We start from the raw sequence: 25,885 nt of genomic DNA on the forward strand, positions 1-25,885 counted from the left end.
AAGCATAGTTAATAAACGTCGATACTATGCGACATACCTTCCGCCTTTTCTTATTCTTAGACTTTGCTTCTACTACCGCTTTTCCATGTCTCTTTTCTCGTATAATTAACAAAATTGAACAAATAGGCGTATTCTCAACGTTATACACTACATATCACCAGCGGAACGTCCCCTTCGAAACAGGAATTATGTCGGAAGTTTACAAAAGTACAAGTGATTAAGACATATTTTATCAAAGAAGTACTAGGCTCGCTGTTCTGTTTTCTTTAAAGATGTTAAAATTAGGATATGTTAATGAGGGTATTTGGAGGGATTTATGTCATGGGAACTAAAATGAAAAATGATGTAATAAAGCTACTTGAAGATTCTCTAGATCAATTAGAGAATCAAAAAGGAAGTGTTTTAACAGGAGTGCAAAAACTCTCTCGTGCTGCTAAGATTTTAGATGATAAGGATACTGTTATTTGGTGTGAAATCCAGTTAGGAAATAAACAATATACAACAGATTTAATAAAACTTGTAACATTATTTAGAGAACACGGAGAGGATGGAAGCCTCTCAGATGATTCATTAGAAGAATCTTACAGAATTATGGATGACTTAGAGGCAAAAGGATTAAAAGATGAACTCCATTTCTCTATAGAGGAACTAAATATAAAATTGAATAAACGTGGAGGCGGTTATAAAGGAATCGGTTTTATTGAGGAAAGATATAATGACTTAGTTCGATTAAAGCGTTGGAACGATGGTATATTTTATAAAAGTAACTTAATTACTCATATTAGTTATGTTAAGAGAGTGGCGCATGAAAAAGTGACGGCACTTTACACAAAAATTGCTTACACAGACAGTGCGCAAACGGCTTTTGATATTTTAAAAAATGAAGTAGACGATAGATTACTTGATTTAAACCCAGAATTAGCTGAACAATTAATGCTCACATTTAAGTCTGTATCAACTGATAGCCCCGAAGCATGGTCACAAGCACTAACTACATGTAGAAGGTTTATCGAGGGTTTAGCAGATGAATTATTTCCACCAATAGATGAAGAAGTAAACGGAAGAAAATTAGGTAAAACTCAATATATCAACAGATTATGGGCGTTCATGGATAAATCTATTGAAAGCAAATCCAACAAGGACTTAGCGAAGGCACATGTCGATATTCTAGGGATTTATCTTCAGCGTGTACACAAGTTGAGTAATAAAGGAGTTCATGCAGGCTTAGAAAGAGAAGAAGCCGTTAAAACTGTATTTCATACATATTTAATGGTGGCTGATATTTTGAAATACCTTGACCCTTCAATACAAACTAAACATGATAAGTTAAACATTAACACAGCAAGTTTAGATGAACTCGAAAGCTTACTAGGAATTTCACGTAATACAGCAAAAGAGATAATAAAATTGAGAGTCAAAGAAGGAGAATTAACACTAGAACTTCTAAGCAATATTAAAGGAGTAGGTCCTAAGACAGTAGCTTTAGCACAAGAAGAGTTTGCTTTTGAGACAATAGCTTAAAAGTGACATAAAAATCGAAGCACTACGAAAGGCATACCAGACTTACAATATAGCGAAAGAATTATAAACGAGGCTACTCGTTAAGGTAGCCTCGTTTTTTAATGCCCGTACTTCTAGCGAACTCTATTACGCTTTTAAATTAGTAGAGAAAATTACAAATCTATTAAATTATGATTTTTATGGCAAATCGCCCAAATAAATGTAGCCTTGAACTCTATAAATCGGTATAATAGAGTCATGATTTAACGACAAAAAGCCTAATACGTATTGGTAGTACGTAATAAGCTCATCATCTAAGAAAGGTGGTGAGAGAATGGATTTACAAACAGTTATCGCTTTGTGTGCAGTTTTAACTGTGATCTTTACTGTAGTGTTTGGAATTCTTAACCTACTAGTAAATATTCTCACCAAAAAATAGCATTTATTATTTATTAGCTTCTCAGTGTTGGTAGCACCGAGGAGCTTTTTCTATGGTTTATGTTTTTTAAATATGGAGTAAACACATCGTTTACTTTACGGGCATAAATTGCCTTCAATTTTAACTTATTAGCAAAGTTTCCTCTCAGGAAACCTATAAGTAAAAAAATAATACAATTCACTTTACTGAAACCTACCTAAAGTTTACTCTAAGTAGCCTTCTATTGAAAAAAAATATTTGTAGAATCCGTAAAAGTTCTCTTTTTGCGAACATCTAGCTTAAAATTTTTTTCCGATAAGAAACTTTAACATCAAAATTTATCAATTTGACAAAACTAATAGTAAAAAAAATTGACTATTAGTCAAGTTATTAACAAAACGATACAAGTTGTATCACTATAACGATAACTTTATTATACGTAACTCACCTCTCTAACACAACCATTTTGTGCACATTTCTCCGTTTCATTTTCAGCGCATCTCCTGCGTATCTTTTTTCGTTCATCTTCTGAAAAACTTTTTTCGTTCATTTTTTACAAAATGTTTTTTGACGTATTTCTCATTCACAAAAAAACAGCTTCTCTACGTTACAATTTTTCGCGCTATTTAACAGCACTCATTTTCGCTTCTTTGTAGTCACTTAATTACCGACTGTACTCTCGATAATTCATGTTAACTCTCATCCAACTTACCCGCTTTCTCACTTATCGTGTATTCTTTCTGCGTTTCCTACGACGTTCTGTTAGAATCGCTGCACCTATCGCGGTAGATATCAATAGGAATAATACGGCGATAATATCAACGATAATGCTATCGAACTTAGACGAGACACCAACAAATACCAGAGCTATTGTTAATACCGCTAACATGATTAAAGATACCGTATCTTCGCTCATACAAATTCCCCGCTTTCTGATATATCTTATTTTACCGTATATCGTAGCCTTTAGGATATCGCTCTCTTACTCTTATGTTTAATAAATTCCTTCGCTAATTCTTCCATGACATCGTCGAGTGTTCTGTAAGCATCTCTATTCATATCATTGTAATTTGCACCCACGCCCTCCTTACTAAGTAACTTAGCATTCTCTTCTAATATCGTATTAATATCATACTTCTCCTCGGTAAGTGGCGACATCTTCACTAGTACTGATGATAACGAACAAATAACCGCTAGTTGCTGTTTTCGATTTAATTTCAATTTCAATGTAATTTCTTTCATTTCGTACTCCTCCAATTATTAGATAAATAGTGCGTTTCCTTTATGATCTTACTCTTTCGTTTTATTTTCGTTTATCCCTATTTGCACTTTCATTGCAATATTATTTAAGTTATATACCTTCAAATCAGCCCTACACCTCTTATAACGCCTGTGTTATCCTCCGATATTCAACTAACTTCCGCTAGTGACGTTCATACCGAATTTATGCTATTGACAATCGGTGACACATCGACTAGCAGAGGCGAGGCAGTCGTAGGAAGCTGGGCGCAGTTTGAACCCCTATTTTGCATAGATAAAAAAAATAACGAAGCGTTTAAACTTCGTCATAATTTCGTAGTTTCTATGCGAATAGAGGTAAGGCGTTAACAACTAGCGTCGGCTCGTTGTGTGAGGTTTTCAGTAACGCATTCCCCGTCCTTGTGCTTTCGCACATATCGACTTTCTACACTACAAAACGTCCCATAGTGCGTAAATCTTTCGATACACCCTGTTACCGTAGTAACAACGTATTTCCACCCTGACCTTTAACGGCAGTCACCACCTAGACCTATACGACGCACGGGGAATGATATGCGTTGAGTTGTATAGCGCTAGTGGTTGCGGCGGTCTAGCTACCCTTTTACGTTTTTATAGCGGTACGGCTTCCGCTTTTTGACTTACCACAGCTGCCTAAAAAAGGCATCACTAAAGACAACTTGCACCCTTCGAATTTTTTCGATAGAATGAAGCTAGCGGCGGTCTAATATTAAATTGTTAGATAGCAAACAGTTTGTTTTGAGTCTCCAGTTGGCGCTGGGGACTTTTTATTTATCTCTATATTCCGTAGTCGTTCTTAGCGGCTACTTTTTCATATTGCTCTTTTACTGCCTCATCGTTCAATCGGACATATCGCATAGTCGTCGTGATGTCTGCATGTCCCATAATCCGCATTAATGCGTTAACACTTCCACCATTCCGTAAGAAATTCGTAGCAAAGGTATGGCGCAAACTATGAGGAGACGGACGGCATTCTTTTAAAAGCCCCGCTAACGTACCATAGCGATACATACGCTTACGTAGTAAATCATTATCTATCACTTTGCCTTCCTGCGTTAGAAAGACGTTTGTAATATCTTCAAAGTACTCTCGACTTTCGTCTATAAGCATTCGTAGCTCTTCAGCCACCTTCTTCGTCATAGGTACAGCCCTAGTTTTACGGTTCTTATTCTTAGCGCCTGCTAACATAATCGTAAGGTTATCAAAATCTATATCGTTAGCCTCTAGCTGGTTTACTTCATTCACACGCAACCCGCAGTGCAGCATAAGCAACATGGCGCAGTAATCTCTATAGCCTGCGTAAGTCGTCTTATCTACCACACGAAAGAGACGCTTTATTTGATTGTTATTTAGCGTGAAAATCGGCGCTTCATCGGTACGTAACTTCACAAAATCTACAGCAGGATTGCTTTTAATGTAGCCCTGTTCATTCAATCGCTTAAAGACCGATTTCAATGCCGATATACGAATATTTACAGTAGCAGGTGCTAACTCTCGTTTAAGCAGCTTATTAATATACTTTTGTACATGTGCCGCCGTAATGATCTCGACGTTCTCAATGTTCAATTCTCGCATGAAATAACGAAAGAACTTGCTATAATCATCTATAGTACGATTCCTAAAGCCCTCTGCTCGGAATGCCTGCGCAGCAATAGTTATCGCCACTTCTGTATTTAGCGCTTCCGCAGTACCGAGAAAATCGACTACTTCTTTTCGTCTTTTTACTACTCGTCTACTTTTAGACATAATAAAAAAGAGCCCCCTATCTGAAATAAATTCCAGACGGAAGCTCTCCGCATATGTACTATCATTATCTTCATTTGGTTACACGTAGCATCTTCTTACTATGCGACAATAATTCGCCAATGCCTACGTAGGACGTTTGCGGTTTGTTCCCGCTCAAGTTAAGCGTTAAAAACCCCCGACAAACAGCTTTATACCGCACCCTAAAGCGTATTTAGTTTCCTTTGTCATGGCAGACGTGGTACCGGAAACCACCGCTCTATCCGACTGAGCTATGGGCGCATGATTATAGAAAACACTTCATTTTCTTCTCATAATAATAGCAATAAAATCCATCTAAATCAATAAAAATATCCCCATAATACCTTATGCACCTTAGCTAAAAGCATATAAAATCTATTCCACTCCTAAATTTTCCAATCATAAATTCACCCCAACTCACAAATTATAATCTTTGAATTGATATTCCAAAGGGGGCTTCATTCAATGACTGTAATTACAAAATTAAAGCAAACTGTTTCTGGATTAAAAAGTGCACAAGCTAGCTTAGAGGGATTCGCTCTTGATACGGATAACCAACAAGCGAAGCAACTTTTCCAAACAGCTGCGCAGCAAACACAAACGATTATCGATTCTTTAAACCCACGCGTTGAAGAAGTCCAACAAGAAGAACCACAATACTCACAGCAATAACGAATCGGTCTTGCTGTGAAATAGAAAAAGGATGATATGCAGTCATCCTTTTTCTATCACATTACATATTGCAATAGAAATGGAATGATAATTATGCGAAAACTCGGCCTCATAACCGCATTATTTGCACTTCTATTTAGCTCTTTTACCGGATGTGATAATAGTCCTTTAGATAAAAAAGTAAAAGAAGAAGCAAAACGAACGGAGAAAGAAAAAGGTCCAAAGTTAACAAAGACGAGTACGGAATCCTTTAATCAATCTATATCACAAGGAGCGAAAAAAAGAGCTCTCGCTATGGATGAAATTATAAAAAGCACAGCAGTGAATTCAAATTTAGATCTCTACATAGCAGTTACACCTGAGCATCACGAAAGGTTTGGATTAAAGCCGCTGCGTAAAAAGCTTCAAAAGCAACTAAGTGATGAGCACCCTACTTTCGATGTTCGTGTCAGTACAGATAAAAAAATCTTTATGTTACTCGAAAAACTCGAAAGAAAAATTAAGGAAAAAGAAGTATCTAAAGATGAAATTAATAAACAATTAAAATTCATTGGTAAAAAAATGGAGTCTAACACTTAACGCTTTTTAAAAGAAAAGGAAGGATTGCAATGGCTAGTAAAGATAAAAACTTAACCCCTGTACAACAGGAGTATAAAAAATTCGAACAAGAACGCGAACCGAAACGACCTGTCTTAAAAAATTGTATAAAAGCCTTTTTCGTCGGTGGTTTTATTTGCTTCATCGGACAACTCATTTCTACTTTTTACATCACATATTTTGATTTCACTGAACGCTCAGCAGGCAATCCAACAGTCGCAACTCTCATTTTCATCTCCATGTTACTAACTGGATTTGGTATATACGATCGTTTTGGACAGTTTGCCGGAGCAGGTACAGCTGTACCTGTTACTGGATTTGGTAACTCTGTTATTGCCGCATGTATTGAGCATCGAACGGAAGGATTTGTCCTTGGCGTTGGCGGCAATATGTTTAAACTAGCTGGTTCTGTTATTTTATTTGGTGTATTTTCCGCTTTCGTCATCGCACTTATTAAAACTATTCTCGTTCAATGGGGAGGGCTATAAATGTTACAAGGACACCGAACGTGGGTATTTGAAAACAAACCAGTCATTATCTCAACAGGGGTTGTCGGTGGACCATTTGAAGCAAAGGGGAACATCCCAGAAGACTTCGATATCCTTCATGAAGATTTATGGCTCGGACAAGATTCCTATGAAAAAGCACATAAAATTTTATTCGAAGAAGCTTGTAGTCGCGCTACTGAAAAAGCAGAGCTTCGTAAAGATGATATTCAATTCATACTCGCAGGAGATTTAATTAATCAAATTACTCCAACAAGCTTTGCTTGCCGCACACTGGGTACTCCTTATCTCGGATTATTCGGGGCTTGCTCTACTTCTATGGAAGGTTTAGCACTTGGGGCAAGTATCGTAAATGCAAAAGGTGCAAAATATTTATTAACTGGAGCTTCAAGCCATAATACTGCTGTAGAAAAACAATTCCGCTACCCTACCGAATACGGTGGACAAAAGCCGCCTACTGCACAGTGGACAGTAACCGGAGCAGGAGCCGCTATTTTAAGCGATACTGGCCATGGTCCAAGAGTAACATCTGCAACGATTGGGCGAGTTGTTGATATGGGATTAACGGATCCGTTTAATATGGGAGGCGCAATGGCTCCAGCTGCAGTTGATACAATTGAAGCCCATTTACGTGAACGCCAAATTGATGCCTCTTACTACGATTTAATCGTAACAGGCGATCTCGGACATGTAGGACGCGAAATTGCTTATGACTTACTACATAAACACGGAACGAAAGTAACGAGCGAACAATTTCAAGATTGCGGAATTATCATTTATAGAGAAGGACAACCTGTCATAGCTGGTGCTAGTGGGCCTGGATGTTCCGCAACAGTCGTGTACGGTCATTTATTAAACCGAATGAAAAGAGGAGAGTTCAAAAAAATACTTGTCGTTGCGACAGGCGCTTTACTATCTCCACTTACATTCCAACAAGAAGAAACGATTCCGTGTATCGCTCATGCCGTTTCGATTGAATTTGGAGGTGCAACGCAATGATTTTTTTCTGGGCTTTCGTCATTGGCGGACTCATATGTGTAATCGGCCAACTTATGTTTGATGTCGGCAAACTAACACCCGCTCATACAATGGCAACACTCGTTGTTGCTGGAGCTATATTAGATGGATTTAATTTGTATGAGCCATTAATTGATTTCGCTGGAGCCGGGGCAACTGTACCTATTACAAGCTTTGGTAATGCCCTCGTTCATGGCGCAATGGAAGAAGCTGCAAAACATGGCATCGTTGGCGTTATTACCGGCATGTTTAAAGTAACGAGCGCCGGTGTATCAGCAGCTATTATTTTCGGCTTCATTGGAGCATTATTATTCAAACCGAAAGGATAAAAGGTGTTTATATGACTGTTATCGCTAGCGTAAAAACTTGCCTTGCTAGTGTAAGGGGCGCCCAAGCAAGTTTAAGCTCCCTTTCATTAAATTCACAAGACGAAGAATCAAAACGCGTATTTCATGAATGTATGTTAGAAATGGACAGCATCATCGCTGATTTAAAGGATAGAATTTCAGTATTAGAACGTGAAGAACCTCAATATAAAGGGTTTTAAGTAGACTGGAGGAAACGACTATGTCTCACCTGCCGGAATGGACACTTGTCATTCTTCGCTCTGTATTCATATTAATTATTTTATTCGCTATTACGAAATGGTTAGGGAAAAGACAAATCTCTCAGCTTTCCTTTTTTGAATACATAGCCGGAATGACGATTGGTGACATCGCTGCCCAAGTATCTACAGGGCTCGATTCAAAATTTTTTCACGGCGTCTTTGCGATACTCATTTTCGCTGTGGTACCTTTTTTAACAGGAATCCTCTCTTTAAAGAACAAAACAGCTCGGGACTTCTTTGAAGGGAAATCTACCGTATTAATAAAAGACGGAAAGATACTCGAAGATAACTTGAAGAAAGAAAAATATACGAGTGACGAATTACTGGAACTTCTCCGTGGAAAAAGTGCGTTCAGCGTAGCTGAAGTCGAATTTGCTGTCTTAGAACCAAGCGGAGAATTAAATGTATTATTAAAGAAAGATTCCCAGCCACTTACAGCAAAAGACATCGGTTTAAAAGTACCAAACGAGAAAGAACCACAAACTGTTATTATGGATGGAAATGTACTAGATGAACCTCTTTCAGCAAGCGGACATAACCGCGCTTGGCTACATTCAGAATTAGAAAAACTCGGTGTTGTTATTGAAAATGTCTTCCTCGGTCAAGTGGATTCATACGGACAACTTACTATCGACATTTACAATGACAAACTCCAGATGCCTTCTCCTCAAAACAAACCTTTATTATTAGCATCTTTAAAAAAATGTCATGCTGATCTTGAACTATTTTCCTTAGAAACAAAGTCGAAATCAGCAAGCGAAATGTATAGTAAAAACGCGAAACAAATCGAAAAGATTTTAAATAAAGTAACCTATCTTTTAAAAGACTAATTATCGAAAGAACGCTTCAGTTAAAAGGCGTTCTTTTCTTTTTTCTCCAGTTTTCATAACGTTTAAATTTATGTAATTCGGTTATGATGTTGAAGATACATAAGCAGGGAATTTCGAAAACATAGCGAATATTTCATGGTACAACTACATATTTTTTTGATTTAAAGTGGTTTCGTTTGACCTTTATTGACCATAATTGTATTATAAGACTAAGAAAGCTTTATAAGGAGGAAATAACAGATGAATTTAATTCCTACAGTAATTGAACAAACAAATCGTGGAGAACGCGCTTACGATATTTACTCTCGACTATTAAAAGACCGCATCATTATGCTTGGTAGTGCAATTGATGACAACGTAGCTAACTCAATCGTTTCCCAGCTTTTATTCTTGGAATCTCAAGATCCAGAAAAAGATATTCACATCTACATCAACAGCCCTGGTGGTTCTATCACAGCGGGTATGGCAATCTATGATACAATGCAGTTTATTAAACCACAAGTATCAACAATCTGTATCGGTATGGCTGCATCTATGGGTGCATTCTTACTTGCAGCAGGTGAAAAAGGAAAACGTTATGCACTTCCAAACAGTGAAGTAATGATTCACCAACCACTTGGTGGAGCACAAGGTCAAGCGACTGAAATCGAAATCGCTGCAAAACGTATCCTATTCTTACGTGAAAAACTAAACCAAATTCTTGCTGACCGCACTGGTCAACCACTTGAAGTACTACAACGCGACACAGACCGCGACAACTTCATGACAGCAGAAAAAGCTTTAGAATACGGTTTAATCGATAAGATCTTTACAAATCGTTAATAACTAAAAGCGAAAGCGGCTTGTTTAGAATCGCAGGGCGATGGAGTCCCTGATTCCGAGGCGCTTTTTGCCTCGAATGAAGGGGCGAAGCGACCGGAGATTCTAGCCGCTGGAGCTGGATACATAAAAAAGCGCCCTATTACAGGGCGCTTTTTTATTATCATGCACCTCCGTCTGGATACCCACCCTGGTATTCACCTAAATATATCAACGATTTTTCAATTATATCGAACAAAACTTAAATTATATCAACGATTTTTTTAATATATCAACGGTTCGACACAACATATCGATTTACCGACAATCTACGACAAGGACAAACCACCTACATACCCCCTATCCCAAAAACTCCCTTTAAGTAAACCGCAAAAACAAAAAGCTATCGCATATACGCGATAGCTTCTTATTGTACATATGCAGCTAATGCTTCTAAAGCCTCTTCTGCATCTGAACCTTCTGTTGTAATTGTTATCATGCTTCCAGTTCCAATTGCTAAGCTCATAATCCCCATTATGCTCTTTGCATTTACTGTCTTTCCATCTTTCTCGATGAAGATATCTGCATGAAAGCGATTTGCCTCTTGTACAAACAACGCAGCCGGACGTGCTTGTAAACCGTTTTTTAATGAAACCTGAACTCGTTTTTGAACCACAGCTCCATTTCCCCTTTAACCTCTTATTTTTTTACTAACGTTTCCCCCGCGCGTAATTTCTCTGCGATTTCATCGATTTTACGCAAACGATGATTAATACCCGACTTACTAATCTTCCCCCCGGATACCATCTCACCTAACTCTTTCAATGTTACATCTTGATAATCTCTTCGTAATTGTGCAATCTCTTGTAATTTATCCGGCAAAATATCAAGACCAACTGTCTCATCAATATAACGAATATTTTCAATCTGTCTTAGTGCTGCACCAATTGTTTTATTTAAATTAGCTGTTTCGCAGTTCACTAAACGATTTACAGAATTACGCATATCACGTACGATTCGAATATCTTCAAATCTTAAAAGTGCATTATGAGCACCTATAATATTTAAAAACTCTGTAATTTTTTCTGCTTCTTTCAAATACGTAATGTACCCTTTTCTTCTTTCCAACGTCTTACTATTTAAATCAAATCCGTTCATCAGTTCACATATAGCATCATTATGTTCCTTATATAACGAAAAGATTTCTAAATGATAAGATGATGTTTCTGGGTTATTTACTGAACCACCTGCTAAAAATGCGCCACGTAAGTACGATCGTTTACAACATTTCTTCTCAATCAATTCTTGTGATATATTTCGAATAAATGAAAAGTCATCTCGAACGATATGAAGATCAGCTAATATTTCGCGAGACTTCTCAACAAGCCGCACAATATATACATTATTTTTCTTCAAGCGCATTTTTTTACGGACAAGCAATTCTACCGTCACGTCATATCCTTTTTTCAAAAGCGTATAAATCCTTCTTGCAATTGCCGCATTTTCCGTTTGAATATCGATAGATAGACGACGGTTTGAAAAAGAAAGCGACCCGTTCATTCGAAGTAACGCTGATAATTCTGCTTTCTCACAGCATTCCTTCATCTCAAGATTCGTCAACTCTTTCTTTGTTTCTGATGCAAATGACACAGTCAACACCTCCTTATACGATTATTATGGAACAAAATTCTTGTCCTATATGAATGAGGAGCGCTACCTCAAACGAGGCAACGCATATTTATAACAATGAATATAAAATGGACGCTAACTTTAACGTATCATGCCTTACAACATGATCATCATACTTCGCTAATCCCTCTTGAATAACATCAATATTATTTTCAACAAAACGTTCTTCATCCACTACAACTGGTGTAGACATTTCTTCCTCATATGACTTGCGTAATTCACAAGGAATCTCACGGTTATTTACAATTGCAGTATTGATAAATGGTTGCCCTAAATGATCGTGTAACGCCTGCACATGATCAAAAGCAGTATATCCCATCGTTTCACCCGCTTGTGTCATAACGTTACATACATATACCTTCTTCGCCTTTGCAGCAAGAACAGCGTCTCCAATTTTGTTAACAACTAAATTGGGCAATATACTCGTATACAAACTTCCAGGACCGAAAACAAGTAAATCAGCTCGTTTAATCTCAGCCAACGTTTCATGCAATGGCTCTACATCTTCTGGAGTTAAAAAGACACGATTAATCTTCTTTCCGTAATAAGGAATCTTTGATTCACCTGTTACAATTTCCCCATCTTCAAGTTCCGCATGAAGTACCGCACTTTGATTCGCTGCTGGTAATACACGTCCTCTGACATTTAATACTTTACTTGTTTCTGTAATTGCATGGAAAAAGTCTCCTGTAATCGAGGTCATACCTGCCAACAATAGATTTCCTAACGCATGACCTTTCAGTCCGTCTCCTGTTGTGAAACGGTGCTGAAATAAAGCTTCCACCAGTGGCTCTACATCCGATAACGCAACAAGTACGTTACGGATGTCACCTGGAGGTGGAATTTCTAGCTCATCACGTAATCTACCCGAACTGCCACCATCATCAGCAATTGTAACAACTGCTGTAATATCAACAGGATATTGCTTTAATCCTCTTAATAAAACAGAGAGTCCAGTTCCGCCTCCCATGATGACAATTTTAGGCTTTCTCTCTTTTTTCATCCCTTAATGGCCCTTTCTCTTCTCCACATCACGATGAGATACATGAACACTATACTCTGGTTTCAAATGTTTCCCAAGGTATTCTGTAAGCGTAACAGAACGATGCTGTCCACCTGTACATCCAATTGCAATTACAAGTTGACTTTTGCCTTCTCTTTTATAATGAGGCAGCATGAAAGTAATCAGATCCGTCAACTTCTCTAAAAACTTATGTGTCTCATTAAATTTCAGTACATACGAAGAAACTTCTTCATCTAGTCCTGTTAATGGCTTCATGTGTGGAATGTAATATGGATTTGGTAAAAAACGAACATCAAATACTAAATCTGCATCAATTGGAATACCGTACTTAAATCCAAATGACATAACATTTACACGAAATGCTTGCTCAGTTTCTGTTGAGAACAAGTGAACAATTTTTTCACGTAATTCTTTCGGTTTTAAATCCGATGTATCAAGCACAATATTCGCTCGCGCCTTCATATCTGTTAATAAATTACGCTCTGCTTCGATTCCCTTTAACGGCAAACCAGTTGGTGCAAGTGGATGCGAACGTCTCGTTTCTTTATAACGAGTTACAAGCGTACTATCTTTCGCATCTAAAAATAAAATATGAGGAATAATCCATGTACGTTCTGATAAATCATCAAGTGCTCCCCATAAATGTTCAAAAAACTCGCGGCCACGTAAATCAATACCAAGTGCCACTTTATTCATTTTCCCTTTTGAATCCGCCATAAGCTCAATAAACTTCGGCAATAACATCGGTGGTAAATTATCCACACAAAAATATCCTAAATCTTCAAAACTTTGTAAAGCTACTGTTTTTCCAGCTCCAGACATCCCTGTAATAATTACCATTTTTATATCATTATTCTCTGTCATTGTATCCTCTCCTTGACGGTTTAACTCGGATCTAATCGATATGAAAGCAACTCAAAATCTGGGGTATATACAAATGTACCGTAGATTATGCCATTTCCTTTAATTAAATAATCAATAATGTGATAATCTCCTGGCGCCATTGCTAAATCATCAATTTTATCAAATGTATGCCAACCAATGATGCCTTCTTCGCTCTCTAGTTTGTTTTCTCCTGCAAAATCTGTCGCTAAAAAGGAGAACATCATCCATTCAGAAACAACTTTATCACCTTCTTGGATGACAAAGGTGAAGACCCCCTTTAACGCTGGGTTTTTCAAATAAATACCTGTTTCTTCACGATACTCGCGAACAACGGAATCTCTTACAGTCTCACCACGCTCCATTTTCCCGCCTGGTGCAACCCACCAATTTCGGCGAGGTTTTTGGAGTAAGAGTACTTCATTATCTCTAATTAACACACAGTTTGTCACTCTTTGCATGTTTCTTCACCTCAGCTACTTGCAGTAAAATTCCTCACTGCATACTTCTTTCATTATACTATCAAAAACAGTTTGCTACAACGAAGGAGCCAGTCCTCTTTCGCTAAGCATATGCTACTCAGCAATTTTAAAAAAGCTTTCTATAACAAGCAATGTAAATGCTTAGACTTTTAATGAATAGAATGAAAAATCCCCTTAACGCTTTTTATCGCCAAGGGGATTAAAGTACTTATTTCTTACCGAAATAAGTAACAATCGCAAATCCTAAAACAAAGGTAATAATTGAACTTATAATTGAAAATCCGCCAGTCGGAATCCCAGGGAATACAATTACAATCGAACCGATTACAAGTCCAATAATTGCCGCAAATGTCATACTTTTATAACGATCTAATAAAAAACTAATGCCTTTACTACTTACAACAAATCCAACCATAACACCAGCACCGATAACCACGATTAAAGGTAAGTTAAGTGTAGTTAAAGCGTTAATTGCTGTTGGATACACACCAATAATTAATAAAATAAACGATCCACTAATTCCAGGAAGCAGCATGGCCATACTAGCCATCCATCCTGCGAAAAATAAACCAATTGCATTTAAAATTGTTAACGTCGTAATTGGATCTACTGCCTTATCTGGTTTAAAGAAAGCTGTAATCGCAACAAGAATTGCTGCAACTATTAATAAAACGATGTGCTTACCTTTAAACGACGACTTTGCATCAGCTTCCCTCATTAACATCGGTAATATACTAATAATTAAACCGAGAAAGAAAAATTGAGTCGGTTCATAATGATTTGCAAGTAAATATTTAATAACGTGACTTAACGTTAAAAATGCCGCTGCCACACCAGCTGCAAGTGGAATTAAAAATCCTAAATGTTTTTTCCATTCACGACTAAAGAATCCACTAATTGCCGTAAGCAATTGTTCATAAATCCCTAACACAACAGCGATTGTACCGCCGCTCACACCAGGAATTAAATCACTAACGCCCATACAAAATCCACGATATATATTACGCCATTCCATACTGAATAAATTCCTCATTTCTTATAGTGATTTTTTCCGTAAAGTCCAGTATATCAATAAGAAAGCTTATAATCCTTATATTTTTTGACAAAACTTTGACATTTTCACACAAAAAAAGAAGAAAGCTCCTGTCGGTAGCTTTCTTCTCACAAGGTATATTATCCCTTATTTTTCTGATACAGTTTTTAATTCCTCTAATAATTCTTCTACGTAATGTTGTGCACTTTGCGCTGCAATACTACCGTCACCTGTTGCAGTTACAATTTGACGAAGCATTTTTTCACGAACATCACCAGCTGCGAAAATACCAGGAATTTTCGTTTCCATACGCTCGTTCGTTTCAAGGTAACCATTTTCATTTGTAATACCTAGTTCAACAAATGGTTTTGATAAAGGTAACATACCGATGTATACGAATACGCCGTCAGTTTTGACTTCTTTCTCTTCTCCACTATTTACGTCCACAAGTGTTACACTTCCTACTTTACCACTTGCTTCGTTGATTTCTTTTATCGTGTGGTTCCAAATGAAATCTACTTTTTCGTTTTGGAAAGCACGGTCTTGTAAAATTTTCTGTGCACGAAGCGTGTCACGACGGTGAACGATCGTTACTTTTGATGCGAAGCGCGTTAAGAACACACCCTCTTCAACAGCAGAATCTCCACCGCCAATTACGATAAGTTCTTTTCCTTTAAAGAATGCTCCGTCACATACTGCACAATATGATACACCGCGGCCGCCAAGTTCTGTTTCACCCGGTACACCAATTTTTTTATACTCTGCACCGCTTGCAACGATAATTGCACGTGCTTTATATTCTTTTTTACCAGCAATAATTGTTTTGTATTCCTTACCATCGATGACTTCTTTCACATCACCGTATGCATATTCAGCACCAAATTTCTTCGCATGCTCGAACATTTTATTTGATAAATCTGGTCCTAAAATAGACTCATAACCTGGGTAGTTTTCTACATCTTCCGTGTTTGCCATTTGGCCACCTGGAATACCACGCTCAAGCATTAATGTGCTTAAATTTGCACGAGATGTATATACTGCAGCTGTCATACCAGCTGGTCCTGCACCAATAATAACGACATCATAAATTTTTTCTTCTGACACACTATTCACTCCTATCCATTCCTACACAATTAAGTTACCCTCATTATACTGTTAGCATCATTTTTTTCCCAATGATTTGCTTATCTTATGTGTGCGTACGCTTAACAGCTTGCACATACTTTCGGACAGTCGCTACAGATACATTATATACATCTCCAAGCTCCGACTGTGTCATTTTATTTCCTTGTTCGCCGCGTACAATGTATTCAATCGCAGCTGACCAGCCGTACACATTTGTAAATATGTCTCCAGATGTATATAAACGTATGAACGTACAAAACCAAAAGTGTAAACACTCTTCAATTAATTCATCATCTTTTTTCGTATAATTGTATAATGCATCCGCGATTCTCGCGCACTGCTCAAATTGCTGTAAATCAGCTGGAATACTCTTATGACTATTAAGTAAAAAGAAGTACTTTGCAAGTTGTGATACGATGGGAACACCGTTCTTCGCTTGCGTTATATCAAAGAAGAATCCCACCTTCTCCGGCGTTGACAATTCATTCATTAAATATAAAGCTAGCATTTGTTCTTCTAGCGTCGCACTTTGCTGAAATGATTTTCGTAATTCTTCAAATAACACGTTTTGTCCTTCATCTGCTAAATTCAGCGCATTCCACGGTTCTTTTCCCTTTTTATCAGGATGCAATTCCACGACATATTGCCACATTTTTTCAGCTAGTTGCTGATCTTTCACCATATAAGCAGAATATGCAAACCAATAATAAAAACTAACGTCCCCCTCATATCCTTGACGCTTTAATAGTTTGAACCATTTATATGCATGCTCGAAATAACCAATTGTTGCAAGTGTAGTTCCCAGTTTCAAACGATGTTCAAATGAAATCGGATATACCGAAACTAGCTGTCCCGCTAACGCTTCTACTTGTTTATGCTCTCCAATTGAATATAGAAAAATAAGCGTATTACAAAGCGCATGTATATTACCAGGATTTTTCTCTAAAATCATTTCTGTTAACTTCAGTGCTTTGTCTACATTACCAGATTGAAAATGTGCAATGGCTAAATTATTATGACCTGACCAAAATTCCGGATAATCTTTCGTAACAATTTCTAATGTAGCAATTGCTTCTTCCAATTGTCCATTACGAATATAACGATTCGCTTCTTCCTGCATAACAATTAAATCATCTTCATCTTCAATCTCTTCCGCACCCATTGCTTCTTCTTCCATAATCTCAAGAAGTTCTAATGTATCTTCTACGAATTCCTTCTCTTTTGCAACTTCTAAATAGCGATCCGCATATTTCTTCGCCTGTTGAAATAACCCCATATATGCATAATTATTTGCAATAAAATAATAGCACTGTTCAAGTTCTGGATTAGATCTAACTAACTTTAAGAAGATTTGATTCGATTCTTGATATTCACCAGCCTCAGATAATACTGATGCTAATTGACATAAAATAAACGGCTCCTTCTCACTTTGTGCCGCTCTTCGAAAATATTTAATTGCATCTTGCAATTTTTGTCCTTTGTAAGCTCTCATCCCTTTTTTATAAAAGAAGTCCGCTAATTGATTAAAAGAGATAACTTGTCCGTTCTCCTTATATATCCTTTGATTTTTCCCCATATATCCTCCAGTTTTTTGTTTTCTTCGTTCACACATTCTTCTATCTATAAGTATAAACGATTCCGTAAAAAACAAAACAGTATATTATACTCAATTATTTCCTTTTTATTCATAAAAAAAGAGGAGAAATGTTACATTTTCACCATGAACCTTCTCTGGCGGTCATTTGCTCTTTCGTATAAATAATACGCATTGGATTTCCACCTACGAAAGCACCGCTCGGTACATCTCTATGAACAAGTGTGCCAGCTGAGACAGTTGCACCGTCTCCAATTTTCACACCTGGTAATATTGTTACATTCGCTCCAATCATCACTTCATTTCCAATAACGATTTCCCCAAGTCGATATTCACGAATTAAATATTCATGTGCTAAAAGCGTTGTGTTATAGCCAATAATCGAATTCTCTCCCACAGTTATCTTTTCTGGGAACATAATATCCGGCATTACCATAAGCGCAAATGATGTTTTCTTTCCTACTTTCATCCGTAAAAAAGTGCGGTACAACCAATTCTTCACAGATAAAAATGGCGTGTAACGTGCAATTTGGATAATAATAAAGTTTTTCATTACCTTCCAAAAAGACACTGTTTTATACACATTCCATAATGAATTTTCTCCTGAAACAGGATAGCGCGTTGTCCGTCGCAATTAGCTCGCTCCTCTACTAACTTACTTGGACCTTTATGAACGGTTCATATTAGACAAAATCGGTAGCAAATCACTCATTTTATCTAGCATAAAGTCTGGCTTGTAAGCTTCTAAATAAGCTCTACCTTTCAACGTCCATGAAACCGCAGCTGTTTTCGTCCCCGCATTTTGACCACCGACAATATCATGATGATTATCCCCAACCATCAATGCTTCTTCTGGTTTAGCATCTAATAATTCAAGCGCTTTTTGAAGTGGCTCTGGATGTGGTTTCACATGCTCTACATCATCAATTGTCACGACAACATCAAAAAATTCATCAAGCTTTGACAACTGTAATCCCATCTCAACGGTTTGTCTCGCTTTCGTTGTAACAATACCCACTTTATAACCTTGCTTCTTCAACTCTCGAACTGTTTCATATACAGTTTCATATTCTTCTACTAATTCATCATGATGATCATGGTTAAATTTACGATAGCTTGTAATCATCTCTTCAACCTTATTTTCATCAATCTTACTGAAAGTATCATGCAAAGATGGACCGATAAATGGCAACACATCTTCACGCTTATATTGATTTGGATAATATGTATTTAAAGTATGTAAAAAAGAAGAAATAATAAGTTCGTTTGTATTAATTAAAGTTCCATCTAAATCAAATAACACTGTATTTATTCTCATCGCCTTAGTCCTTTCGCCTTCCTGAATATGAAAGAAGCAGCATCTTATAATAAGATGCTACTTGTCTCTAATTTTCTAAATATCTTTTATCAGCTTGCCCCATTTTTCGTCTCACAATAATGAAAATAATAGAAATAACAACAAGTCCAATTGACATTACTTGTGCAATACGAAGTGGTCCTAGCATTAAACTATCTGTACGTAAGCCTTCTACGAAGAAGCGTCCTACTGAATACCAAATTAAATATGTGAAGAATAACTCCCCGCGACGTAAATTCACTTTTCTTAATGCAAGTAGTAAAATTACGCCTGCAAAATTCCATAATGATTCATATAAAAACGTCGGATGGTAGTACACACCCTCAATATACATTTGATTAATAATGAAATCTGGTAAATGAAGACCTTCTAAAAACTGTCTCGTTACTTCATCACCATGCGCCTCTTGGTTCATAAAGTTTCCCCATCGGCCAATTGCTTGTCCTAGTAAAATACTTGGTGCAGCAATATCTGCCAACTTCCAGAAAGAAACCCCGCGTCGCTTCGCAAAAAGAACACCGGTAATAACAGCCCCGATCAAACCACCATGAATCGCCAAACCACCTTGACGAATATTAATAATTTGACTCGGATTTTGTGCGTAATATTCCCATTCAAAAATAACATAGTACATTCTCGCAAAAAGAATAGCGATCGGCACTGCAATTAATACAAGGTCAACAAATGTATCTTTTGGAATACCTAGCCTTTCTCCCTCGCGAGTTGCCAGCCAAAGGCCTAATAGCACACCTGTACCGATAATAATCCCATACCAATACACAGGAAACGGCCCAAGTTGGATAGCTACACGGTCAAGCTGTGGTACAGAAGCTAACAGCATATGTATATGACCTCCCTCTCCAAAGTTTACTCCTGATTTCCTAACTCAATTGCACTCATTAATCGTTCAGAGAACTGCTGTGCTGCATTGACTCCCATACGTTTTAAACGGAAGTTCATCGCTGCTACTTCAATAATAACAGCCAAGTTTCGACCAGGACGAACTGGAAGTGTAATCTTCGTAAGTTCTGTATCAATAATCTTCATCTTCTCTTCATCAAGACCTAAGCGATCGTAATTTTTCTTTTGATCCCAAATTTCAAGATTAATAACAAGTGTAATACGCTTATAATTTCGCACTGCCCCTGCACCGAATAACGTCATAACGTTAATAATACCTAGACCACGAATTTCTAATAAATGCTCAATTAAATCTGGTGAACTTCCGACTAACATGTCTTCATCTTCTTGACGAATTTCTACACTATCATCCGCAACAAGGCGGTGACCACGCTTTACAAGCTCAAGAGCTGTCTCACTTTTACCAACACCACTTTGACCTGTAATTAAAACACCAACGCCGTAAATATCTACTAACACACCATGAACAGCAGTTGTTGGTGCTAACTTACCTTCTAAATAGTTTGTTAAACGACTTGATAATCTAGTTGTCGTTTGAGAAGAACGTAATAAAGGCATACCTGATTCACGTGATGCTTGTAATAACTCATCTGGTACATCTTGATTACGAGTCACAATAATACATGGCGTCTCCTCAGTACAAAGCGCTTTCATTCTCTCTTGTTTTTGCTCTGATGTTAACGTGTCAAAGAACGTAAGCTCCGTCTTTCCAAGAAGCTGCACACGATCTGCTGGATAATATGTAAAAAATCCTGCCATTTCAATTCCAGGTCGTGATAAATCACTTGTATCAATCGGACGATGAATGCCTTCTTCACCACTGATTAACTCCAATTGAAATTGTTCAATTAAATCTTTTGTCCTTACTTTCGGCATATGTATAAACCTCCACTCCGCTGCGGGTTCAGTCTCGTTTGATGTAAAATTCCATTCTATCGGATATTGTACCATTTTTTTCTGGAAACAAGAAATACGGTTTCTAATAAATAGAAAAAAACATTTCATACGAATAATGAAATGTTTTTCTTTTTGTCACTTTCTCTTTTTTTCATATAGAGGTTCAACAATTGCCTTTTCAATTATCATATTAAAAATCGAAATACAAATTGCCGCAACAATCGCTACACCAAATCCTGATATATTAAAAGCATCTCCTAATAATGAATCTGCTATTTTTAACGTAATCGCATTAATAACAATTAAGAAGAAGCCGAAAGTTACAACAGTAATTGGTAGCGTAATTAAAATTAAAAACGGCTTTACGAACACATTTAAAACCGCCAATATAATACTAGCAATAATTGCAGTTTGTATATTTGCTACGTAAAATGCATCTGGTGCAATCCCTTTTAAAAGTCCCGATACAGCGATTAACACAACGCTATTTACAAGAAGTGATACAATCCATCTCATTTCGTCACACATCCTTTTAAACATATATATTTCATCATACGCTAATAGATAATAAACGCAAGTATGATACGAACACTTATATCAACTTATTCTATCTTTCATGCTTGTATACCTACTAACACTTCCTCGCAAAATAAGGACCACACCATCTATGCTCATGTGTTTTTACAAAAGTCCAAGTGAAATCTTTATCTACAATATAGATATCGCCTTTATACATATCGTCTGTCTCCCGTAATATATCATCCATATGTAATAAACTCGCATCTTTTATTAGCAGTACATCTTCACAATGTTGATAGAATATATAGCAATCCTTTTTCACTTCATTATGAAACGCGTTTTCCGCTTCTTTACCCTCTAAACACTTCTTTTTCTCATAACTAAATATGTGCCATAGATAACCACATGCATACTTATCTCCATAAAGAAAAATATCTTCTTTTTCTTTATCACTTAAATGATTTGCAAAGTGATCCTCCCAGCGCTTGCGAAAATATACACCCCAACTTTGAAACTCTCTTACCTTCATATGTTTCTTCCTTAACACCTCTAAAAACTCCATCTTCTCCCCCTATACAATAAAAACCGAGCGTCATTTCCACTCGGTTTTCATCAATAAACTTATTGCGATAACTCTACTTCTTTTATTTTCTCTTTCATTCTTGCTTTATCACGATTTAAAATCTCTTTTAAATACTTACCTGTGTATGAGCGCTCTTCTTTCACTACTTGCTCTGGCGTTCCGGAAGCAACGATTTGTCCACCTTTATCTCCGCCCTCTGGTCCAAGGTCAACGATATAATCAGCTGTTTTAATTACATCTAAATTATGTTCAATTACAAGTACCGTCTCACCGCTCTCAACAAGACGTTGCAGCACTTCTAGAAGACGTGCAATATCATGCGCATGCAAACCAGTCGTTGGCTCATCTAAAATGTATAACGTACGACCTGTAGAACGACGGTGTAATTCAGAAGCTAATTTCACACGCTGTGCTTCCCCACCAGATAATGTTGTTGCTGGTTGACCTAATTTCATATAACCAAGCCCAACATCTACAAGCGTTTGAAGTTTACGCTTAATTTTAGGAATATTGGCGAAGAATTCTACTCCATCTTCAATTGTCATCCCTAACACTTCAGAAATATTCTTATCTTTATATTTCACTTCTAACGTTTCACGATTATATCGTTTACCGTGACAAACTTCACACGGAACATACACATCTGGTAGGAAATGCATTTCGATTTTAATAATTCCATCACCACGGCACGCTTCACAACGGCCACCTTTTACGTTAAAGCTGAAACGTCCTTTTTGATATCCGCGCACTTTTGCTTCATTCGTTTGTGCAAACACATCACGAATATCATCGAATACACCTGTGTACGTCGCTGGATTAGAACGTGGTGTACGACCAATTGGTGATTGATCAATATCAATTACCTTATCTAAATGTTCAAGACCTTTAATCTCTTTATGCGTACCTGGCTTCGCTTTCGCTTTATATAACTTTTGAGCTAACGATTTATATAGTACTTCATTAATCATCGTACTTTTACCAGAACCAGATACCCCTGTTACCGCTACAAACGTACCGAGTGGGAATGACATTTTCGCATTCTTTAAGTTATTCTCTTTTGCGCCGACAATCTCTACTTTACGTCCATCACCTTTACGTCTTTCAAGTGGAACTGGAATAAACTCTTTACCACTTAAATACTTCCCTGTTAATGAATTCTCATCTTGCATAACTTCAGCCGGCGTCCCCGCTGAAACGACCTGTCCACCATGAATACCTGCACCAGGCCCTATATCAAGTAAATAGTCAGCAGCCATCATCGTATCTTCATCATGTTCAACAACAATTAACGTATTGCCTAAATCACGCATTTCTTGCAATGTACGAATAAGACGATCGTTATCACGCTGGTGTAAACCAATTGAAGGCTCATCAAGAATATAAAGTACGCCAGTTAGACGAGAACCAATTTGCGTCGCTAAACGAATACGCTGCGCCTCACCACCTGATAAAGTTCCTGCGGCACGACTTAACGTTAAATAATCTAAACCAACGTTCACTAAGAACCCAACGCGCTCCTGAATTTCTCTTAAAATTAAATGAGCTATTTTTTGTTGCTTCTCCGTTAGCTCTACATTCGAGAAGAATTCTTGTACTTCTTGAACTGAATACTTCGTTACGTCAGCAATCGTTTTATTGCCAACAAATACAGCTAAACTCTCAGGCTTTAAGCGTCCACCTTTACACTTTGGACAAGCTTGTTCTGCCATATACTTTTCCATTTGCTCACGAATGTAATCAGAACTCGTTTCACGATAACGACGTTCAATGTTTGGAATAACACCTTCAAATAAAATCTCATTTTCCTTTACTTGACCAAATTCATTTACATAGCGGAAATAAACTTTCTCTTCCCCGCTTCCGTACAACACTTTATCAAATAAATCTTTCGGTATATCTTTTACAGGCATATCCATATCAACGCCGTAGTGATTACATACAGATTGTAAAAGTTGTGGATAGTATTGTGAACTTGTCGGTTCCCAAGGTGCAATCGCATGTTCATTTAATGATAAATCCCAGTTCGGGATAACAAGCTCTAAATCTACCTCTAGCTTTGAACCAAGTCCATCACAAGAAGGACATGCTCCGAACGGACTATTGAATGAGAACATACGCGGCTCTAATTCTCCAATTGAAAAACCACAATGCGGACAAGCGTGATGTTCACTAAACAGAAGTTCCTCTTCTCCCATAACATCGATTAACACTCGTCCCCCGCCAAGCTTTAATGCACTTTCAAGTGAATCAGCAAGACGGCTTGCGATCCCTTCTTTTACAACAATACGGTCAATTACAACTTCAATGGAATGCTTCTTGTTTTTATCTAACGCAATATCTTCAGATACATCAAGCATTTCACCGTCAACGCGAACACGAACATATCCTTGCTTCTTAATATCTTCAAGTACTTTTACATGCGCACCTTTACGCCCAGAAACGATAGGCGCTAACACTTGTAATTTCGTACGTTCAGGATATTCAAGAACACGGTCTACCATCTGCTCTACTGTTTGTGACGTAATTTCAATGCCATGATTCGGACAAATTGGCGTACCAATTCGTGCAAATAATAAACGTAAGTAATCATAAATCTCCGTTACCGTTCCAACAGTTGAACGTGGGTTACGACTCGTCGTTTTTTGATCGATTGAAATTGCTGGTGACAATCCTTCAATCGTGTCCACATCCGGCTTATCCATTTGTCCTAAAAACTGGCGCGCATACGCAGATAATGATTCTACGTATCTGCGCTGCCCTTCTGCATAAATCGTATCAAATGCTAATGATGATTTCCCCGAACCAGACAATCCCGTTACAACGACAAGCTGATTTCTCGGAATGGTTACATCAATATTTTTTAAGTTATGTGCTCTAGCACCTTTTACAACGATAAAATCCTTGCTCTTACTCACTTTTTTCACCCTTCCGCTTTTAATTCTAATAGTAAATCTCTTAGTTCAGCTGCACGCTCGAAGTCTAACGCTTTTGCTGCTTCTTTCATCTCTGCTTCCATCTTCGCAATTGTCTTTTCGCGCTCTTTTTTCGTCATTTTCTTAGCAGGAGTTGCTTCGTATGTTTCTGTCTCTTCAGCAGCTGTCGTTGCACGGATAACATCACGAACGCCTTTTTGAATCGTTTTCGGCGTAATACCATGCTCTTCATTGTAAGCTTCTTGTATACTACGACGACGCTTCGTTTCTTCAATCGCAATTCCCATAGATTTTGTTATACGATCTGCATACATAATAACGCGGCCGTTTTCATTACGCGCGGCACGACCGATTGTTTGAATTAATGAACGTTCTGAACGCAAGAACCCTTCCTTATCAGCATCTAAAATAGCTACAAGTGATACTTCCGGAATATCTAATCCTTCTCGCAATAAGTTAATGCCGACAAGTACATCAAATTTACCGAGGCGAAGATCGCGGATAATTTCAATACGTTCTAACGTTTTAATTTCAGAGTGAAGATAGTTAACTTTAATTCCTACATCTTTTAAGTAATCCGTTAAATCCTCTGACATTTTCTTCGTTAAAGTCGTAATTAATACACGTTCATTTTTTGCAATACGATCTTGAATCTCTCCTAATAAATCGTCAATTTGCCCTTCAATTGGTCGTATATCAATTGGTGGATCTAAAAGCCCTGTTGGACGAATAATTTGTTCTATTACTTGTTAGTGATAGGTAAGGATTTGAAGTTATCTCTACCTTTTCCCCCACTCCACACCGTACGTGAGACTTTCACCTCATACGGCGCTCCATCTAATTTGTTTATTGTTTAATT

27 protein-coding genes and 1 pseudogene are annotated in these 25,885 nt (G+C 37.4%); 9 read left to right on the plus strand and 19 right to left on the minus strand.

Annotation, left to right across the window (positions count from 1 at the left end; all coding sequences use genetic code 11):
- Positions 1–321 precede the first annotated feature (321 nt).
- On the plus strand, positions 322–1,521 hold the full coding sequence (locus MR168_RS12145) for a ComEA family DNA-binding protein (RefSeq protein ID WP_086412824.1): 1,200 nt from the start codon (positions 322–324) through the stop codon (positions 1,519–1,521).
- A gap of 1,121 nt (positions 1,522–2,642) precedes the next feature.
- On the opposite strand, the gene MR168_RS12150 is transcribed toward MR168_RS12145, so the two are convergent.
- The 3 genes from MR168_RS12150 to MR168_RS12160 all read right to left on the minus strand — a co-directional run bounded on the left by MR168_RS12150 (position 2,643) and on the right by MR168_RS12160 (position 4,942).
- Positions 2,643–2,834 carry a hypothetical protein gene (locus MR168_RS12150; RefSeq protein WP_086412823.1) on the minus strand — a complete coding sequence of 64 codons (192 nt, stop codon included), beginning with the start codon at positions 2,832–2,834 and terminating at the stop codon, positions 2,643–2,645.
- Positions 2,835–2,884: 50 nt separating this feature from the next.
- A complete protein-coding gene (locus MR168_RS12155) occupies positions 2,885–3,160 on the minus strand; it encodes a hypothetical protein (RefSeq protein ID WP_086412822.1) in 276 nt (91 codons plus the stop codon).
- 813 nt (positions 3,161–3,973) lie between these two features.
- A complete protein-coding gene (locus MR168_RS12160; protein ID WP_086412821.1) occupies positions 3,974–4,942 on the minus strand; it encodes a tyrosine-type recombinase/integrase in 969 nt (322 codons plus the stop codon).
- Positions 4,943–5,425: 483 nt separating this feature from the next.
- On the opposite strand from MR168_RS12160, the gene MR168_RS12165 reads away from it, so the two are divergent.
- The 8 genes from MR168_RS12165 to clpP all read left to right on the plus strand — a co-directional run bounded on the left by MR168_RS12165 (position 5,426) and on the right by clpP (position 10,011).
- Positions 5,426–5,632 (plus strand): DUF1657 domain-containing protein, encoded by a 207-nt coding sequence (locus MR168_RS12165; RefSeq protein WP_000216166.1) that lies wholly within the window; start codon positions 5,426–5,428, stop codon positions 5,630–5,632.
- Between the two features lie 93 nt (positions 5,633–5,725).
- Positions 5,726–6,211 carry a YhcN/YlaJ family sporulation lipoprotein gene (locus tag MR168_RS12170; protein ID WP_001228545.1) on the plus strand — a complete coding sequence of 162 codons (486 nt, stop codon included), beginning with the start codon at positions 5,726–5,728 and terminating at the stop codon, positions 6,209–6,211.
- Between the two features lie 29 nt (positions 6,212–6,240).
- The gene (spoVAC, locus tag MR168_RS12175; protein ID WP_000146953.1) at positions 6,241–6,717 is read left to right on the plus strand and encodes a stage V sporulation protein AC; all 477 of its coding nucleotides are present in this window, start codon (positions 6,241–6,243) and stop codon (positions 6,715–6,717) included.
- Positions 6,718–7,734 (plus strand): stage V sporulation protein AD, encoded by a 1,017-nt coding sequence (spoVAD, locus tag MR168_RS12180; RefSeq protein WP_000938968.1) that lies wholly within the window; start codon positions 6,718–6,720, stop codon positions 7,732–7,734.
- On the plus strand, positions 7,731–8,081 hold the full coding sequence (spoVAE, locus tag MR168_RS12185; RefSeq protein WP_000575919.1) for a stage V sporulation protein AE: 351 nt from the start codon (positions 7,731–7,733) through the stop codon (positions 8,079–8,081). Before spoVAD ends, spoVAE begins: the two co-directional genes overlap by 4 nt.
- Positions 8,082–8,092: 11 nt before the next feature.
- Entirely contained in the window at positions 8,093–8,299 is a 207-nt protein-coding gene (locus tag MR168_RS12190; protein ID WP_000215907.1) for a DUF1657 domain-containing protein, read from the plus strand.
- A 20-nt stretch (positions 8,300–8,319) separates the two neighbouring features.
- Positions 8,320–9,189 carry a DUF421 domain-containing protein gene (locus MR168_RS12195; RefSeq protein WP_000018924.1) on the plus strand — a complete coding sequence of 290 codons (870 nt, stop codon included), beginning with the start codon at positions 8,320–8,322 and terminating at the stop codon, positions 9,187–9,189.
- A gap of 240 nt (positions 9,190–9,429) precedes the next feature.
- Complete coding sequence (gene clpP, locus MR168_RS12200) at positions 9,430–10,011, plus strand: ATP-dependent Clp endopeptidase proteolytic subunit ClpP (RefSeq protein WP_001049162.1); 582 nt, start codon at positions 9,430–9,432, stop codon at positions 10,009–10,011.
- A 403-nt stretch (positions 10,012–10,414) separates the two neighbouring features.
- Here clpP and MR168_RS12205 read toward each other — a convergent pair whose 3' ends face one another.
- From MR168_RS12205 to uvrB, 16 genes and pseudogenes are all read right to left on the minus strand, one after another.
- On the minus strand, positions 10,415–10,663 hold the full coding sequence (locus MR168_RS12205; protein ID WP_000250307.1) for an HPr family phosphocarrier protein: 249 nt from the start codon (positions 10,661–10,663) through the stop codon (positions 10,415–10,417).
- A gap of 23 nt (positions 10,664–10,686) precedes the next feature.
- A complete protein-coding gene (gene whiA, locus MR168_RS12210) occupies positions 10,687–11,637 on the minus strand; it encodes a DNA-binding protein WhiA (RefSeq protein WP_000006558.1) in 951 nt (316 codons plus the stop codon).
- An 88-nt stretch (positions 11,638–11,725) separates the two neighbouring features.
- Positions 11,726–12,679: a gluconeogenesis factor YvcK family protein gene (locus MR168_RS12215; RefSeq protein WP_000712188.1), complete on the minus strand. Its 954-nt coding sequence runs from the start codon at positions 12,677–12,679 to the stop codon at positions 11,726–11,728.
- A gap of 3 nt (positions 12,680–12,682) precedes the next feature.
- Positions 12,683–13,564, minus strand: a complete 882-nt coding sequence (gene rapZ, locus MR168_RS12220) for an RNase adapter RapZ (RefSeq protein WP_000138459.1) — start codon at positions 13,562–13,564, stop codon at positions 12,683–12,685.
- Positions 13,565–13,584: 20 nt separating this feature from the next.
- Entirely contained in the window at positions 13,585–14,043 is a 459-nt protein-coding gene (locus tag MR168_RS12225; RefSeq protein ID WP_001190080.1) for an NUDIX hydrolase, read from the minus strand.
- Between the two features lie 229 nt (positions 14,044–14,272).
- Positions 14,273–15,079 (minus strand): DUF368 domain-containing protein, encoded by an 807-nt coding sequence (locus MR168_RS12230; RefSeq protein ID WP_086412820.1) that lies wholly within the window; start codon positions 15,077–15,079, stop codon positions 14,273–14,275.
- 165 nt (positions 15,080–15,244) lie between these two features.
- A complete protein-coding gene (gene trxB / locus MR168_RS12235; RefSeq protein ID WP_001288078.1) occupies positions 15,245–16,201 on the minus strand; it encodes a thioredoxin-disulfide reductase in 957 nt (318 codons plus the stop codon).
- A gap of 85 nt (positions 16,202–16,286) precedes the next feature.
- Entirely contained in the window at positions 16,287–17,798 is a 1,512-nt protein-coding gene (locus MR168_RS12240; protein ID WP_000517720.1) for a tetratricopeptide repeat protein, read from the minus strand.
- Between the two features lie 139 nt (positions 17,799–17,937).
- A complete protein-coding gene (locus tag MR168_RS12245; protein WP_001255070.1) occupies positions 17,938–18,450 on the minus strand; it encodes an acyltransferase in 513 nt (170 codons plus the stop codon).
- Positions 18,451–18,483: 33 nt separating this feature from the next.
- Positions 18,484–19,134 carry a pyrophosphatase PpaX gene (gene ppaX / locus MR168_RS12250; protein WP_001222402.1) on the minus strand — a complete coding sequence of 217 codons (651 nt, stop codon included), beginning with the start codon at positions 19,132–19,134 and terminating at the stop codon, positions 18,484–18,486.
- 67 nt (positions 19,135–19,201) lie between these two features.
- Positions 19,202–20,014, minus strand: a complete 813-nt coding sequence (lgt, locus tag MR168_RS12255) for a prolipoprotein diacylglyceryl transferase (protein ID WP_000922850.1) — start codon at positions 20,012–20,014, stop codon at positions 19,202–19,204.
- Between the two features lie 26 nt (positions 20,015–20,040).
- Positions 20,041–20,970, minus strand: coding sequence for an HPr(Ser) kinase/phosphatase (gene hprK / locus MR168_RS12260; RefSeq protein WP_001127250.1), 930 nt, complete (start codon positions 20,968–20,970; stop codon positions 20,041–20,043).
- Between the two features lie 156 nt (positions 20,971–21,126).
- Positions 21,127–21,507 carry a phage holin family protein gene (locus MR168_RS12265; protein WP_001267308.1) on the minus strand — a complete coding sequence of 127 codons (381 nt, stop codon included), beginning with the start codon at positions 21,505–21,507 and terminating at the stop codon, positions 21,127–21,129.
- A gap of 115 nt (positions 21,508–21,622) precedes the next feature.
- Positions 21,623–22,072, minus strand: coding sequence for a DUF4275 family protein (locus tag MR168_RS12270; protein WP_006918453.1), 450 nt, complete (start codon positions 22,070–22,072; stop codon positions 21,623–21,625).
- A 59-nt stretch (positions 22,073–22,131) separates the two neighbouring features.
- Positions 22,132–25,008, minus strand: a complete 2,877-nt coding sequence (uvrA, locus tag MR168_RS12275) for an excinuclease ABC subunit UvrA (protein WP_000045561.1) — start codon at positions 25,006–25,008, stop codon at positions 22,132–22,134.
- Positions 25,009–25,013: 5 nt separating this feature from the next.
- Positions 25,014–25,775 (minus strand): annotated as a pseudogene (uvrB, locus tag MR168_RS12280) (excinuclease ABC subunit B); the annotation flags it as partial.
- Between the last annotated feature and the right edge of the window lie 110 nt (positions 25,776–25,885).

The organism is Bacillus cereus group sp. BfR-BA-01356 (assembly GCF_022663635.1).
GTDB lineage: Bacteria > Bacillota > Bacilli > Bacillales > Bacillaceae_G > Bacillus_A > Bacillus_A cereus.